Source organism: Enterobacter sp. 22466, from assembly GCF_052044775.1.
Classification (GTDB): Bacteria; Pseudomonadota; Gammaproteobacteria; order Enterobacterales; family Enterobacteriaceae; genus Enterobacter; species Enterobacter dissolvens.
Genome location: NZ_JBQENX010000003.1, coordinates 269779 through 284428 on the forward strand (window position 1 = coordinate 269779; position 14650 = coordinate 284428).

At 56.5% G+C, this 14650-nt stretch carries 13 protein-coding genes; 11 read left to right on the forward strand and 2 right to left on the reverse strand.

The window, feature by feature from the left end:
• Positions 1–18 precede the first annotated feature (18 nt).
• From hpaX to yjiA, 8 genes are all read left to right on the forward strand, one after another.
• Positions 19–1365, forward strand: coding sequence for a 4-hydroxyphenylacetate permease (hpaX, locus tag ACTJJI_RS11085; RefSeq protein WP_440654034.1), 1347 nt, complete (start codon positions 19–21; stop codon positions 1363–1365).
• Positions 1337–2269: a 4-hydroxyphenylacetate catabolism regulatory protein HpaA gene (gene hpaA, locus ACTJJI_RS11090; RefSeq protein ID WP_440654036.1), complete on the forward strand. Its 933-nt coding sequence runs from the start codon at positions 1337–1339 to the stop codon at positions 2267–2269. The genes hpaX and hpaA overlap by 29 nt, the downstream gene beginning before the upstream one ends.
• Positions 2270–2446: 177 nt before the next feature.
• Positions 2447–4009, forward strand: coding sequence for a 4-hydroxyphenylacetate 3-monooxygenase, oxygenase component (hpaB, locus tag ACTJJI_RS11095; RefSeq protein ID WP_440654038.1), 1563 nt, complete (start codon positions 2447–2449; stop codon positions 4007–4009).
• Between the two features lie 18 nt (positions 4010–4027).
• Entirely contained in the window at positions 4028–4540 is a 513-nt protein-coding gene (locus ACTJJI_RS11100) for a 4-hydroxyphenylacetate 3-monooxygenase reductase subunit (RefSeq protein ID WP_440654040.1), read from the forward strand.
• A 178-nt stretch (positions 4541–4718) separates the two neighbouring features.
• Complete coding sequence (locus ACTJJI_RS11105) at positions 4719–5621, forward strand: helix-turn-helix transcriptional regulator (protein WP_440654042.1); 903 nt, start codon at positions 4719–4721, stop codon at positions 5619–5621.
• 205 nt (positions 5622–5826) lie between these two features.
• Positions 5827–7980, forward strand: coding sequence for a carbon starvation CstA family protein (locus ACTJJI_RS11110; protein WP_014830529.1), 2154 nt, complete (start codon positions 5827–5829; stop codon positions 7978–7980).
• 65 nt (positions 7981–8045) lie between these two features.
• The gene (locus ACTJJI_RS11115) at positions 8046–8249 is read left to right on the forward strand and encodes a YbdD/YjiX family protein (protein ID WP_003856610.1); all 204 of its coding nucleotides are present in this window, start codon (positions 8046–8048) and stop codon (positions 8247–8249) included.
• A 10-nt stretch (positions 8250–8259) separates the two neighbouring features.
• On the forward strand, positions 8260–9213 hold the full coding sequence (gene yjiA / locus ACTJJI_RS11120; RefSeq protein WP_014830528.1) for a GTPase: 954 nt from the start codon (positions 8260–8262) through the stop codon (positions 9211–9213).
• 513 nt (positions 9214–9726) lie between these two features.
• Here the strand turns inward: yjiA and ACTJJI_RS11125 are convergent.
• Positions 9727–11085, reverse strand: coding sequence for an esterase-like activity of phytase family protein (locus tag ACTJJI_RS11125; protein WP_440654045.1), 1359 nt, complete (start codon positions 11083–11085; stop codon positions 9727–9729).
• A gap of 402 nt (positions 11086–11487) precedes the next feature.
• Here ACTJJI_RS11125 and ACTJJI_RS11130 point away from each other — a divergent pair, with 402 nt between their 5' ends.
• The gene (locus tag ACTJJI_RS11130) at positions 11488–12033 is read left to right on the forward strand and encodes a YfaZ family outer membrane protein (protein WP_013095440.1); all 546 of its coding nucleotides are present in this window, start codon (positions 11488–11490) and stop codon (positions 12031–12033) included.
• Positions 12033–12353 carry a hypothetical protein gene (locus ACTJJI_RS11135; protein ID WP_013095439.1) on the forward strand — a complete coding sequence of 107 codons (321 nt, stop codon included), beginning with the start codon at positions 12033–12035 and terminating at the stop codon, positions 12351–12353. Before ACTJJI_RS11130 ends, ACTJJI_RS11135 begins: the two co-directional genes overlap by 1 nt.
• 43 nt (positions 12354–12396) lie before the next feature.
• On the opposite strand, the gene ACTJJI_RS11140 is transcribed toward ACTJJI_RS11135, so the two are convergent.
• Positions 12397–13767: an NAD-dependent succinate-semialdehyde dehydrogenase gene (locus ACTJJI_RS11140; RefSeq protein WP_014830526.1), complete on the reverse strand. Its 1371-nt coding sequence runs from the start codon at positions 13765–13767 to the stop codon at positions 12397–12399.
• 137 nt (positions 13768–13904) lie between these two features.
• Between ACTJJI_RS11140 and ACTJJI_RS11145 the strand changes: the two genes are divergently transcribed.
• The gene (locus ACTJJI_RS11145; RefSeq protein ID WP_440654048.1) at positions 13905–14648 is read left to right on the forward strand and encodes an AraC family ligand binding domain-containing protein; all 744 of its coding nucleotides are present in this window, start codon (positions 13905–13907) and stop codon (positions 14646–14648) included.
• Positions 14649–14650 lie beyond the last annotated feature (2 nt).

The following is a 14650-nucleotide window of genomic DNA, read 5'->3' on the forward strand; positions in this document are numbered from 1 at the left end:
TAAGATCTGGAGCGCACCATGACGACCTCTACCCTGCAAGATAATAAAGCTGTTGAACATCGCGTTATAAATAAGCTGTTCCGTCGTTTGATCGTGTTTCTCTTTATCCTGTTTGTCTTCTCGTTTCTCGATCGCATCAACATTGGCTTTGCCGGGCTGACGATGGGCAAAGATCTGGGCCTCACCTCCACCATGTTTGGCCTGGCGGCGACGCTGTTTTACGTCACCTACGTGCTGTGCGGGATCCCAAGCAACATCATGCTGGCGAAGATCGGCGCCCGGCGCTGGATCGCCGGGATCATGGTGGTGTGGGGGATCGCCTCCACCTGCACCATGTTCGCCACCAGCCCGGAAACGCTCTATGTGCTGCGCATGCTGGTGGGCATTGCCGAAGCCGGCTTCCTGCCGGGGATTTTGGTCTATCTCACCTGGTGGTTCCCGGCCTATCACCGCGCCCGCGCCAACGCGCTGTTTATGATTGCCATGCCGGTAACCATGATGCTCGGCTCTATTCTTTCCGGCTACATCCTGGCGATGGACGGGCTGTGGAATCTGAAAGGCTGGCAGTGGTTGTTCCTGCTGGAAGGGTTGCCGTCGGTGGTGCTCGGCGTGGTGACCTGGTTCTATCTTAACGACACCCCGGATCAGGCCAGCTGGCTGGATGATGAAGAAAAGCAAACGCTGAAAACCATGATCGCCCGTGAGCAAGAGCTGGCGGTGGCGCATGCCGCCACGCCGCGTTCAACGCTACGTGAAGTCTTAACCCCGGCGGTACTGCTCTATACGCTGGCCTATTTCTGCCTGACGAACACGCTGAGTGCGATCAACATCTGGACGCCGCAGATCCTGCAAAGCTTCAATACCGGCAGCAGCAACATTGTGATCGGCCTGCTGGCGGCGATCCCGCAGTTTTGCACCATCCTCGGCATGATCTGGTGGAGCCGTCGCTCTGACAGGCTGAAAGAGCGAAAAAAGCACACCATCCTGCCGTATCTCTTCGCGGCGGCGGGATGGATGCTGGCCTCGGCCACCGATCACAGCCTGATCCAGCTGCTTGGCATCATCATGGCCTCAACCGGATCGTTTACCGCCATGGCGATATTCTGGACCACGCCGGATCAGGTTATTAGCCTGCAGTCCCGTGCGGTGGCGCTGGCGGTGATCAACGCTATCGGCAACGTCGGATCCGCCGTCAGTCCGCTGCTGATCGGCATTCTGCGTGATGCCACTGGCAGCTTCAGCTCCGGGCTGTGGTTCGTCGCCGGGCTGCTGGTGGTAGGTGCGCTGGTGCTGACGCGCATTCCGATGACGCAGCGGGATCAACAGAGGAACGATCATGTGCCAGAGCTCTATCGCCAACATTGATATCAGCAAGGAGTACGACGAAAGTCTGGGCACCGACGATGTGCACTATCAGTCGTTCGCCCGCATGGCGGCCTTTTTTGGCCGCGACATGCAGGCGCATCGTCACGACCAGTATTTTCAGATGCACTTTCTTGATACCGGACAGATAGAGCTGCAGCTCGACGATCATCGCTATTCGGTGCAGGCACCGCTGTTTGTCATCACGCCGCCCTCGGTGCCGCACGCGTTTATCACCGAATCCGACAGCGATGGTCACGTTCTGACGGTGCGCGAGGATCTGATCTGGCCGATGCTGGAGGTGCTCTACCCCGGCACGCGGGAAGCGTTTGGTCTGCCGGGGATCTGCCTGTCGCTTGCCGATAAGCCCGACGAGCTGGCGGCGCTCAGGCACTACTGGCAGCTGATTGCCCGGGAATCCACAGCGCAACTTCCCGGGCGCGAGCATACTCTGGCTCTGCTCGCGCAGGCGGTCTTTACCCTGCTGCTGCGTAACGCCAGGCTCGACGACCACGCCGCCAGCGGCATGCGCGGCGAACTAAAACTGTTCCAGCGCTTTACCCAGCTGATAGATGCCCACTACCACCAGCACTGGACGGTGCCGGACTACGCCTGCGAGCTACACCTGACCGAATCCCGCCTGACCGATATCTGCCGCCGCTTCGCCAACCGCCCGCCGAAGCGGCTGATCTTCGACCGCCAGCTGCGCGAAGCCAGACGGCTGTTGCTCTTCTCCGACAGTACGGTCAGCGAGATTGCGTGGCAGCTGGGCTTTAAAGATCCGGCCTATTTTGCCCGCTTTTTCAACCGCCTGACGGGCTGCTCGCCCAGCGCCTATCGGGCGCAGAAAGTACCGGTTTCCCCTGTTCCCCTCACCCCTGCCCTCTCCCAACGGGAGAGGGAGTAACCGTGCCCTCTCCCTTTGGGAGAGGGTTAGGGTGAGGGAAATCACACTCTGCGATCTCTCGCGAAAAGTACCTGCCGTTGTCCCAATCGTCCCTTCACGTTCCGCCCCTCTCACGATTCAATTAAACAACAAAAACAAAACATAAATTTAACAAACCAATTCCGATACGAGGTCCCTATGAAACCTGAAGATTTCCGCGCTGATACCAAACGCCCGTTAACCGGTGAAGAGTATTTAAAAAGCCTGCAGGATGGCCGCGAGATTTATATCTACGGCGAGCGCGTTAAAGACGTCACCACCCATCCGGCGTTTCGCAATGCGGCGGCCTCCATCGCGCAGATGTACGACGCGCTGCACAAACCGGACATGCAGGACACGCTGTGCTGGGGCACCGACACCGGCAGCGGCGGTTACACCCACAAGTTCTTCCGCGTGGCGAAAAGCGCCGACGACCTGCGTCAGCAGCGCGACGCCATCGCCGGCTGGTCTCGCCTGAGCTACGGCTGGATGGGCCGCACGCCGGACTACAAAGCCGCGTTCGGCAGCGCGCTCGGTGCCAACCCGGCCTTCTACGGCCAGTTCGAGCAGAATGCCCGTAACTGGTACACCCGCATTCAGGAGACCGGTCTGTACTTTAACCACGCTATCGTCAACCCGCCCATCGACCGCCACAAACCGGCTGACGAGGTGAAAGACGTCTATATCAAGCTGGAAAAAGAGACCGACGCCGGGATCATCGTCAGCGGCGCGAAGGTGGTGGCGACCAACTCGGCCCTGACCCACTACAACATGATCGGCTTTGGCTCCGCACAGGTGATGGGCGAAAACCCGGACTTCGCGCTGATGTTCGTCGCACCAATGGACGCCGAAGGGGTGAAGCTGATCTCCCGCGCCTCCTACGAGATGGTGGCTGGTGCCACCGGCTCGCCGTACGACTACCCGCTCTCCAGCCGTTTTGACGAGAACGACGCGATCCTGGTGATGGATAATGTGCTGATCCCATGGGAAAACGTGCTGATCTACCGCGATTTCGACCGCTGCCGTCGCTGGACCATGGAAGGCGGTTTTGCCCGCATGTACCCGCTGCAGGCCTGCGTGCGTCTGGCGGTGAAGCTCGACTTCATCACCGCCCTGCTGAAAAAATCGCTGGAGTGCACCGGCACCCTGGAGTTCCGCGGTGTGCAGGCGGATCTCGGGGAAGTGGTGGCCTGGCGCAATATGTTCTGGGCGCTGAGCGACTCCATGTGCTCCGAAGCCACGCCGTGGGTGAATGGCGCGTACCTGCCGGATCACGCGGCGCTGCAAACCTACCGCGTAATGGCGCCAATGGCCTACGCGAAGATTAAGAACATCATTGAACGTAACGTCACCAGCGGGCTGATCTATCTGCCGTCCAGCGCGCGGGATCTGAATAATCCGCAGATCGACCAGTATCTGGCGAAATATGTGCGCGGCTCCAACGGGATGGATCACGTTGAACGCATCAAGATTTTGAAGCTGATGTGGGATGCCATCGGCAGCGAGTTTGGCGGCCGTCACGAGCTGTATGAGATCAACTACTCCGGCAGCCAGGATGAAATTCGCCTGCAGTGTCTGCGTCAGGCGCAGAGCTCCGGCAACATGGACAAAATGATGGCGATGGTCGACCGCTGTATGTCCGAGTACGACCAACACGGCTGGACGGTGCCACACCTGCACAACAACAGCGATATCAACATGCTGGACAAGCTGCTGAAATAACGCAGCGGGAGGTTTTCAATGCATTCAGATGAACAACGCCTGCGTTTTCGCGACGCCATGGCCAGCCTGTCGGCCGCGGTGAATGTCATCACCACCGAGGGCGATGCCGGACGCTGTGGGATCACTGCCACCGCCGTCTGCTCGGTTACCGATTCCCCGCCGTCGGTCATGGTCTGTATCAACGCCAACAGCGCCATGAACCCGGTGTTCCAGGGCAACGGCAGACTGTGCGTGAACGTGCTCAACCACGAGCAGGAGATCATGGCCCGCCACTTCGCCGGGATGACCGGTATGACCATGGAGGAGCGCTTTTCCCTCTCCTGCTGGCAGAAAGGTCCGCTGGCGCAACCGGTACTGAAAGGGGCACTGGCAAGTCTGGAAGGCGAGATAAGCCAGGTGCAAACCATCGGCACGCATCTGGTTTATCTTGTTGAAATTAAAAATATCATTCTCAGTGAAGAGGGGCACGGCCTGATCTATTTCAAACGCCGTTTCCACCCGGTCATGATGGAGCCGGAAGCGGCTGTCTGATCCCTCCTCGCGCTGGCTATGCTTCGGCCAGCGCGGCTTTCTGCAAAAATTCCTAAGGTTTCCGCTAAATCACGCCGTTATATAACCATAAGAGAAATTTTCTGTGCCTGAATACTGACATTTTGTGTCAGTGCTATCCGCATCATTCAGCGCATACCCTAATATACAGGAAGACCTTATGGCTAAAACGACGCGGAGCCGCTCGGCTGAACGTCTGGTCGATATTCTCCTTGAGCTACATTTAAACGGTGTGATAAACCGCAGTGCGCTAATGGAGAAATTTAATATTACCGAGCGTACCGTCTACCGGGATTTAAATGCCCTCTCCCCGATTGTTGAACACACCGGAAACGGGTTATATCGTCTGATCCATTCCGCACAATCTCCCGGCGGACAAGGATTACACCATACCCTTGCTAACTTCCTGAATGCTGATAGCTTTTTCCCTGAAAGAAATGCGGAATTTTGGGAGAAACTCGAAACCCGCGTTGACGATAATCATATTCTTATCCTGGCCAACGAGGCGGAACACACGGTGGAACGTGATATTCGTCGCCATTTATCGAACATCGAAAAATCGATTAAAAACTGTAATGTTTGTCAGATCGTTTATAAAGGCAAAACCCGCCTGATTCATCCCTATAAACTCATTAACAAAAAAAATATATGGTATTTACAAGCCACCGAAAATAGCCAGTTAAAATCCTTCTCATTGAGTCAGATTCGCTGGCTCGATATTCAGAAAACTACCTTTACGCCGGATGAGCATGTGATCGGGCTGCTGGAAAAAAGCCTCGACCCGTGGGTATCGGAAAATACTTTCGAGGTGAAAATATTTATCAGGGATAATATTTCACATTACTTCCTGCGCCGCGATCTCCTGCCGGCGCAAGAGTTGCTGGGGGAGCAACAGGACGGGGTCACGCTGCGCTGTCAGGCGGCCCATGAGAATCAGATCCTGCCGCTGCTGTTCTACTGGTTACCCAACATTCAGATCCTGGAGCCTGCCTGGTTGAAGGAGAAGCTGGTTAAAACGCTGGAAAGCTATCTGGCGGGGAGCACCGCCCCGGTAACCGGGTGATCTGTATCACATTATTTCTGCCGCTGGCGGCGAGCCTGAACCACTCGCCGCCCCCTTTGACCGCTCACCTGGCACTTTCAACCACTCACCCATTTTCCCGCCTTTACGCGCGCAACCTTCTGGCACGATCGCAGCAGCATTACTCAATACCTCCTCACAACGAACCCTGACCCTTTTTTCTTTACATAAAAAACCAGGTCTTACTATGGATACTAAAAAACTACTGAAGCACGTGCCCTGGGCCTTACTCGGGATCCTCGGCGCTTTCTGTCTGGCGGTTGTCGCATTACGCCGGGGCGAACACGTAAGCGCCCTGTGGATCGTGGTGGCGTCGGTTTCCGTCTATCTTGTGGCTTATCGCTACTACAGCTTATACATTGCGCAGAAGGTCATGAAGCTCGACCCGACGCGTGCCACCCCGGCAGTCATTAACAATGACGGCCTGAACTATGTGCCAACCAACCGCTATGTGCTGTTTGGTCACCACTTTGCCGCTATTGCAGGCGCTGGCCCGCTGGTCGGCCCGGTACTGGCTGCGCAGATGGGCTACCTGCCTGGCACCCTGTGGCTGCTGGCCGGCGTGGTGCTGGCAGGTGCGGTGCAGGACTTTATGGTGCTGTTTATCTCTTCTCGCCGTAACGGTGCCTCTCTGGGTGAGATGGTCAAAGAAGAGATGGGCCGCGTGCCGGGTACCATCGCGCTGTTCGGCTGCTTCCTGATTATGATCATCATCCTCGCGGTGCTGGCATTAATCGTGGTGAAAGCGCTGGCGGAAAGTCCGTGGGGGGTCTTCACCGTCTGCTCTACCGTGCCGATTGCGCTGTTCATGGGGATCTACATGCGCTTTATCCGCCCGGGTCGCGTGGGCGAAGTGTCGGTAATCGGTATTGTGCTGCTGGTGGCCTCTATCTACTTTGGTGGCGTGATTGCGCATGACCCATACTGGGGCCCGGCGCTGACCTTCAAAGACACCACCATCACCTTCGCGCTGATTGGTTACGCGTTTATCTCCGCGCTGCTGCCGGTCTGGCTGATTCTGGCCCCGCGTGACTACCTGGCGACCTTCCTGAAAATCGGCGTGATTGTCGGTCTGGCGATCGGCATCCTCCTGATTAACCCGGATCTGAAAATGCCCGCGGTGACCCAGTACATCGACGGTACCGGTCCACTGTGGAAAGGGGCTCTGTTCCCGTTCCTGTTCATCACCATTGCCTGCGGTGCGGTATCTGGCTTCCATGCCCTGATCTCATCCGGTACTACGCCTAAGCTGCTGGCGAACGAAAAAGACGCGCGTCTGATCGGTTACGGCGCCATGCTGATGGAATCCTTCGTGGCGATCATGGCGCTGGTTGCTGCGTCCATCATCGAACCGGGTCTCTACTTCGCGATGAACACCCCGCCGGCGGGCCTGGGCATCACCATGCCAAACCTGCATGAGATGGGCGGTGACAATGCGGCGCTGATCATGGCGCAGCTGAAAGACGCCAGCGCCCACGCGGCGGCGACCGTCAGCTCCTGGGGCTTTGTGATTTCGCCTGAGCAGATCATGCAGACGGCGAAAGACATCGGCGAACCGTCCGTGCTGAACCGCGCCGGTGGCGCACCGACGCTGGCGGTAGGTATTGCACACGTGTTCCACAAAGTGCTGCCGTGGGCGGACATGGGCTTCTGGTACCACTTCGGTATTCTGTTCGAAGCGCTGTTCATCCTCACCGCGCTGGACGCCGGTACCCGTGCGGGTCGCTTTATGCTGCAGGATCTGCTGGGTAACTTCGTGCCATTCCTGAAGAAAACCGACTCTCTGGTGGCGGGCGTGCTGGGTACCGCGGGCTGCGTTGGCCTGTGGGGTTACCTGCTGTACCAGGGCGTTGTTGACCCACTCGGCGGTGTGAAGAGCCTGTGGCCGCTGTTCGGTATCTCTAACCAGATGCTGGCCGCCGTTGCCCTGGTGCTCGGCACCGTGGTACTGGTGAAGATGAAACGCACCAAATACATCTGGGTCACCGTGGTGCCTGCACTATGGCTGCTGCTCTGCACCACCTGGGCGCTGGGTCTGAAACTGTTCAGCGCCAACCCGCAGCTGGAAGGTTTCTTCTTCATGGCTAACCAGTACAAAGCGAAAATTGCCGCCGGTGGCGCGGATCTCACCGCTCAGCAGATTGCCAACATGAACCATATCGTGGTGAACAACTACACCAACGCGGGTCTGAGCATTCTGTTCCTGGTGGTGGTGTACAGCATCATCTTCTACGGCATCAAAACCTGGATGAAAGTGCGTAACGCTGAAGGTCGTACGGACAAAGAGACCCCGTACGTGCCGGTGCCGGAAGGCGGCGTGAAGACCTCTTCACACCATTAATCCAGCATGTAACTGTAAGCCCGGATCGCTGCGCGCCACCGGGCTTTTTCTTATCAGGACAGGTTATGTTTGGTAACTTAGGCGAAGCAAAAAAATACCTCGGTCAGGCAGCGAAAATGCTGATTGGCATTCCGGACTATGACAACTACGTTGAGCATATGAAAACCAACCACCCGGATAAGCCTTACATGACCTACACTGAATTCTTCCGCGAGCGTCAGGAAGCGCGCTACGGCGGAAGTGGAGAAGGCGGCGTCCGCTGCTGCTAAAGGAGAGACCATGACCCCGATTGCCGTCACCCTGTTGACCGGTTTCCTCGGCGCCGGTAAAACCACCCTGCTGCGCCACATTCTCAACGCGCAGCACGGTTTCAAAATCGCCGTGATCGAAAACGAATTCGGCGAAGTCTCGGTTGACGACCAGCTGATTGGCGATCGCGCCACGCAGATCAAAACCCTGACCAACGGCTGCATCTGCTGTACCCGCTCTAACGAACTGGAAGATGCCCTGCTGGACCTGCTCGACAGCCGCGATCGTGGGGACATCCACTTTGACCGCCTGGTGATTGAATGCACCGGCATGGCCGATCCCGGCCCGATTATTCAGACCTTTTTCTCGCATGACATCCTTTGCCAGCGCTACCTGCTGGACGGCGTGATTGCCCTGGTCGACGCGGTTCACGCCGACGATCAGATGAACCAGTTCACCATCGCCCAGTCTCAGGTGGGCTACGCCGACCGTATTCTGCTGACCAAAACCGACGTGGCGGGCGAGAGCGAAAAACTGCGCGAGCGCCTGGCACGTATCAACGCCCGCGCACCGGTTTACACCGTGACGCACGGCGATATCGACCTGTCTCAGCTGTTCAACACCAACGGTTTTATGCTGGAAGAGCATGTCACCTCAACACCGCGTTTTCACTTTATGGCGGATAAGCAGAACGACGTGGCGTCGATTGTGGTGGAGCTGGATTATCCGGTGGATATCAGTGAGGTCTCCCGCGTGATGGAGAACCTGCTCCTGTCGTTTGCCGATAAGCTGCTGCGCTATAAGGGCATGCTGTGGATCGACGGCGAACCAAACCGCCTGCTGTTCCAGGGCGTACAGCGGCTGTACAGCGCGGACTGGGACAGACCCTGGGGCGATGAGACACCGCGCAGCGTGATGGTGTTTATTGGCATCCAGTTGCCGGAAGAAGAAATTCGGGCGGCGTTTGCGGGTCTGAAGAAATAGCCTCTCCGTTTAACTACGCGCACCGAACAATCCCCTCTCCCTTTGGGTTGAGGGATCCCCAGTAATTTTTTTACCGAAAGCGACGAAAGTTGTTTCAGGAAAATAAATGACTTATAGCGATGCCCTGGTCCGGCTGTAAATCGCTGAGGCGTTTCCTGCAGGCCGGGGCGAGGCGCAGGGATGCGCCGAGAGGGCGGATTTACAGGGATGTTACCTCCGCCCGTCCCCGATAAGCCGGAAGGAACAAGCCGAGGGCACCGCGAAGCGGCGATTTACTGCCGGGAGCCCGGATCGCCAGGGCGGTGGCGATTGAGCCGCCCTGGCACGTTCACAAGTCATGCCGTTACAGAGTAGCAAGGAACATAAAGTGAACGGAATGACCTCTACCGCCATATGTTCCCCCTCACCCCAGCCCTCTCCCTCAAGGGAGAGGGAGTCCTCCGTGCAGGCATTATTTTATGGGGATCCCTCTCCCTGTGGGAGAGGGTCAGGGTGAGGGATGAGGGGCAAACCTTATTTCACCGCCTCCGGCAGCGTCACAATCCACAGCTCACTGTCAGACTCCGGTTTCTCCAGCGGCTTCACGCTGAGGGTCGTCTCAACCGGCTTATCATCCAGCGTCAACTTTCCTTCCGCGTTCACCCGATAATCCTTGAGCTTCTTGCCCTCGACCGGATGTTGCATCGCCACTTTCACGCCAAAGTCGTTATCGTTCGCCACCGCCAGCGTTTTGCTGTCGATCAGCGCCAGCCCTTCGGCCTTTTCCTGCTGCCAGCCCAGGGCACGCAGATCAACAACCTGCGTTTTCTGCGCAAGGGTAATGCCGCGCTGTGCCAGAGTTTTTTCATCATCAAACTCTGGATATTCGCCCGGCTTGTCGAAGCCTGACAGGTCGCTCGCCTTACTGAGATCGACCTTGTAAATCAGGTTACGCATTCCGTCGTTTTTATCACTCCCCTGTTCGATCAGCAGGATGTGCTGGTTATCGAGTGCCACGATGTCGCCGATTTTAGCGTCGCTGTTTTTGCTGTAGGCCGCGCTGTCGATGGGATAACCGTACATCGCGGTTTTTCCGCTTGCCGGGTCGAAGCTCACCAGACGCGTAAACAGCGCCTTTTTCTTGCTCTTGCCGTCGATATCCAGCGTACTTTGCACGGCAGCAATAATGCGCCCGTCCGGCATACGGGTGAGGCCCTCAAAGCCCCGGTTCGCCTGACGCCATTTGAGGATATTTGGCAAACCGTCCGCAATCGCTTTTTCCCCTTCCGCCGCCTGCGGGCCGTGGATCGCCAGGATTTTCCCTTTACTGTCGATGTTAATCAGGAACGGGCCATACTCATCGCACAGCCAGAAACCGCCTTTACCGTCCGGGGTGATACCTTCCGTATCCAGCCCGCGATTATCCCCCTTCAGCCTCTTTAGCGTGTCGCTGAAGGCCACTTCATTGGTGGAGCCAATCACGTCGCTTTGCAGCGGCAGCCCGTTAATCTCGCCCTTATCGTCATGCAAAGGACGGGCATCAATGGCCTCCGCTTTGCCGTTTTGAACACGAATCGTCATCAGCAGCGGCGCGAAATCTGGCGTAACGAAAATTTTGGCTTCGTTTTTACCCACTTTCGGTGAATCCGCGTTCGGACCGCGATCGGTAATGGTGGCGAAGGTCAGGGCATCACCCTGTTTACCGGTAAACAGCAGGCCAGAACCTATCCCAACCGGAAGGCCGTTCGGGAAGGCACTGGCAAACGCGCCGGTGTAGTTCACGTGCGTACCTTCAGGAAAACTGACGACATAGCGCTCAGCCGTAGGCTGCGCCGCGAGGGCCGAGAAAGAGAGCGCACAACCGATTAGCACAGGAATAATTTTTCTTTTCATATTGTTAGCATCCATAAAGTGAAGCTCACACCGTAAAGAAGAAACGTGTCAGGAAAATGACATCGAATGGCAACATTGCGCGGGCCGGAGCGCCAAAGAAATGTAAAGCTCTGTTGTTATCTGTAACAGTGGAAACATTTCCGGAAATTATTAGAAACCCAATTAATTCGCTGCGAACCACTCTTTCTGCTCTCGTTCAGATTATGTTTAGCTAAAAAAATAAACACTTTCTAAACGCCAAATCATTACCCGTTGACGGCCTCGCAACCCAACACTCTCGCAACACCTCCAAATTAAAAAATTAACAAACTCAGCATAAAACGGCGACTTTCATCACATTTGCAGTCATTAACATCGCTTGTTAAGGTGCGCCCAGATTAAATTGATGACGAGGCATATGAGATGAAAAAACTGAATATCCTTCTTTTGACTGCGTTGACTGCTGTATCAGGTTCCGCACTGGCTCTGGGTGGCAGCGTTGAGCAGGGTAAAAACTTCACCAACCTCAACCTGGAGATGGGTAAATCCTCATCCGGCCTGTATGTGGAAAGCAACTGGCTGAAAAACACCGATGACGGTACGCAGACCGGCGGGGTGGGTGCAGGTTATAACCTGGGTCTTGGCCCGGTCATGCTGAACGCGGGCGCAAAAGCTATCTATATCGGCCCGAAAAAAGGCGATAACGGCGTGGCGTTCCCGATTGGTGGCGGCGTAAACGTTGCCCTGACCGACAGCATTCATCTGTATGGTGAAGGCTACGTGGCACCAGAAGGGATGAACAACAGCGTGAAAAACTACGTTGAAGCCAACGGCGGCGTAAGCTGGACGCCAGTTACACCTGTGACCCTGAAAGTGGGTTACCGCCACGTGAGCGTTGATGGTAAAGACGGTCGTCCAGGCCACACCCTGATTGACGGTGCCTATGTTGGCGGTGGAGTCACCTTCTGATGAAACACCGCATTACCGCGCTTTGCGTTCTGAGCCTCACGCTTCTGCTCACCGGCTGCGTCCAGTACAAATGGGTGAAACCGGGCGTCAGCGACGCTGAAATGAACAAAAAGCTCACGGAATGTGAAGCGCAGGCGCTGATCGATCTGCCCCCGGATAACGTCGTAACCGGTTCGGACTCGGAAAAAACGGATCTGAAGAACAAGAAAAAGGATATTTCCACGAGCTACACGGTTGAAGACGCCAATGAGGATCGCAGGGCGACCCTCGTAGACAGCTGTATGTTCAAAAGCGGCTGGGATAAAATTGAAGTGCAATAATCTCTAAAAAAAACCTGCCGGCTGGCAGGTTTTTTATTACCGCTTACTTACGCACCACCACCAGCTTCTGGTTCACAAACTCTTTGATCCCCAGATCCGACAGCTCGCGTCCGTAACCGGAGCGCTTCACGCCGCCGAACGGCAGCTCTGGCGCGGTATCGGTGAGCCAGTTGATATACACCATCCCGGTCTCAATCCGCGACGCCATTTTCTTCGCGCGTTCAATATCCTGACTGAACACCGCACCGCCCAGTCCGTAGTGAGAGTCGTTCGCCAGGGCGACCGCCTCGTCATCGTTTTTCACCACATATATCTGCGCCACCGGGCCGAAGAACTCCTCGAAGTACGCCGGGTTGTCGCGGGAGATATTCGTCAGGATCGTCGGCTCAAAGAAGCTCCCGTCGCGCTGCACCGGTTTACCACCATAGTGTAACGTCGCGCCCTTTTTCACCGCCTCGTTGACCTGTTTTGTCAGCGTTTCGAGCGCATCTTTAGACGACAGTGGCCCAAGCGTGGTGCTTTCATCCAGCGGGTCGCCAATTTTCACCTGCTTAAAGGCGTCGGTGAATTTGCTCAGGAAGGCATCGGCAATTTTCTCATGCAGGATAAAGCGCTTCGCTGCGGTACAGACCTGACCGGCGTTGTTGAGTCGCGCGTTCACGCCTGTCTTCACCGCTTTATCGAGATCCGCGTCGTCCAGCACCACGAAAACATCGTTACCACCCAGCTCAAGGGTGGATTTCTTGATGTGCTTCGCCGCCTGCGCGGCCACCACGCTGCCCGCTTTCTCAGAGCCGGTTAGCGCGGCCCCCTGTACGCGGTCGTCAGCGATGATGTTCGCCACCTGCTCAGACGAGATAAAGAGGTTGGTCCACGCCCCTTCCGGTGCCCCTGCCTCACGCACCAGATGGGCGAAGGTTTCGGCACAGTGCGGCACGATGCTGGCATGTTTAGCCAGAACCGGATTACCCGCCGCCAGGTTCGGTGCCAGAACACGCATTAGCTGATAATACGGGAAATTCCACGGTTCCACGGCCATCAGCACGCCGATGGGGTGATGCTCCACCCACGCTTCCCCGAGTTCAGACGGGTACTTCACCGGGGCCAGGAACTGCTTCGCGTTATCGGCATAGTAGCGGGCGATTTGCGCGCACAGCTTCACCTCGCCGCGGCTTTGTTCGATGAGCTTACCCATCTCCTGACTGGCAATTTTAGCCAGCTCCTCGGTGCGTTCGTCGATCAGGTCGGCAAGCTTATGCAGCACCGGCAGGCGCTGATCAATATCACCTTTCGCCCACTGCGAATGGTAAAGGGCGTCGGCCGCTTTCAGCGCCGCTTCGATATCCGCGTCGGTATGAGAGGGATATTCTTTGATGAGCTGGTTGGTGGCAGGATTTACTGTCTGATAAGCCATATCGAATCTCCATGTTTTACCGCTTAGGGTAGTAAGGGTAGACAACATGACGGGTGATGGACGTAAAGTTGGGTATATCCGGAAGGTTCTTAGTGGGGCCAGGGCATGGTATAAAAATGTTCCTGACAGGAGCGCCTATGACCCATACCCGACACATCCGCCAGACCTTTAACCGCCTTCCGGGCCTTGAGCTGCGCAGCACCTGGCAGAGTACCGTGGCGTATAAACGTCATTGTCACCCCCAACTCTCGATTGGCGCGATAATGGAAGGCCAGACCTGCTGCCGGTGCAATGACACGCAGTACATCCTCCGCCCAGGCGATCTCATCGTGATCCCGGCGCATGTGCCGCACAGCTGCAACCCCGTTGCGGGACAGCCCCGCAGCTATCATATGCTCTATATCGACACGGATTATCCCCTGGCAGAACAGGTCATTCGCGACAGCACGCTGTTTGCTCTTTACCTGAACGTTGTTGAGAACATGTCGGCTAATTCCCTGAACATGCTGATTGCTGCCCTTCCGCGCTGCGCCAGCCGCACGGGTGAGCTACGCTCAACCAGCCAGCACATCCAGCAGGCGTTTCTTGCCGATTTAACCAGCCCGCCGTCACTCGACGACCTTGCCCACCGCTTCTCGCTGCGCAAAGAGACGCTGATCCGCAACTTCAGGCAGGATACTGGCCTCACGCCGGGCAGCTTTCTCAACATCTCCCGCGTGGAATACGCCAAAGCGCGGCTGCGCGCCGGGGATGATATTGCCGATGTCGGCTACCAGAGCGGGTTTGCCGATCAGAGCCATTTTCATAAGACCTTTGTAAGCTATACCGCCGCCACGCCGCGCCAGTACGCCACGGGCCGATCAATATCGGACAATAAATAGCG

What these genes read in the sequence shown, in the direction of transcription:
- hpaX (WP_440654034.1), top strand. Translation starts at nt 19, where the DNA reads ATGACGACCTCTACCCTGCAAGATAATAAAGCTGTTGAACATCGCGTT.
- hpaA (WP_440654036.1), top strand. Translation starts at nt 1,337, where the DNA reads ATGTGCCAGAGCTCTATCGCCAACATTGATATCAGCAAGGAGTACGAC.
- hpaB (WP_440654038.1), top strand. Translation starts at nt 2,447, where the DNA reads ATGAAACCTGAAGATTTCCGCGCTGATACCAAACGCCCGTTAACCGGT.
- ACTJJI_RS11100 (WP_440654040.1), top strand. Translation starts at nt 4,028, where the DNA reads ATGCATTCAGATGAACAACGCCTGCGTTTTCGCGACGCCATGGCCAGC.
- ACTJJI_RS11105 (WP_440654042.1), top strand. Translation starts at nt 4,719, where the DNA reads ATGGCTAAAACGACGCGGAGCCGCTCGGCTGAACGTCTGGTCGATATT.
- ACTJJI_RS11110 (WP_014830529.1), top strand. Translation starts at nt 5,827, where the DNA reads ATGGATACTAAAAAACTACTGAAGCACGTGCCCTGGGCCTTACTCGGG.
- ACTJJI_RS11115 (WP_003856610.1), top strand. Translation starts at nt 8,046, where the DNA reads ATGTTTGGTAACTTAGGCGAAGCAAAAAAATACCTCGGTCAGGCAGCG.
- yjiA (WP_014830528.1), top strand. Translation starts at nt 8,260, where the DNA reads ATGACCCCGATTGCCGTCACCCTGTTGACCGGTTTCCTCGGCGCCGGT.
- ACTJJI_RS11125 (WP_440654045.1), bottom strand. Translation starts at nt 11,085, where the DNA reads ATGAAAAGAAAAATTATTCCTGTGCTAATCGGTTGTGCGCTCTCTTTC.
- ACTJJI_RS11130 (WP_013095440.1), top strand. Translation starts at nt 11,488, where the DNA reads ATGAAAAAACTGAATATCCTTCTTTTGACTGCGTTGACTGCTGTATCA.
- ACTJJI_RS11135 (WP_013095439.1), top strand. Translation starts at nt 12,033, where the DNA reads ATGAAACACCGCATTACCGCGCTTTGCGTTCTGAGCCTCACGCTTCTG.
- ACTJJI_RS11140 (WP_014830526.1), bottom strand. Translation starts at nt 13,767, where the DNA reads ATGGCTTATCAGACAGTAAATCCTGCCACCAACCAGCTCATCAAAGAA.
- ACTJJI_RS11145 (WP_440654048.1), top strand. Translation starts at nt 13,905, where the DNA reads ATGACCCATACCCGACACATCCGCCAGACCTTTAACCGCCTTCCGGGC.